General features: G+C 56.1%; 1 pseudogene. It reads left to right on the top strand.

What is annotated here, in order from left to right:
* A pseudogene (locus A3730_RS10600) lies at positions 1-289 on the top strand (D-alanyl-D-alanine carboxypeptidase); the annotation flags it as partial.

Raw genomic sequence — 289 nt, 5'->3', positions numbered from 1 at the left:
ATTTCCCCGACCACTATGACTTGTACGCCAAAAAGGAATTCACCTACAACGGTATCACCCAGCAGAACCGTAACCTGCTGCTATGGCGTGACCCCACCGTAGACGGACTGAAAACCGGCCACACCGACGAAGCCGGTTACTGCCTGGTGTCTTCCGCCAAGAAAGACAACATGCGACTCATCGCTGTGGTCATGGGCACCGCCTCCGAAAGCGCCCGTGCCCGCGAATCCCAGAAACTGCTGACTTACGGTTTCCGCTTCTTCGAAACCTACAAGGCATATAGCGCCGG

This window comes from Alcanivorax sp. HI0044 (genome assembly GCF_001634945.1).
The sequence above is the reverse complement of the archived record's forward strand: the minus strand, read 5'-3'. Positions and strand labels throughout refer to the sequence as shown.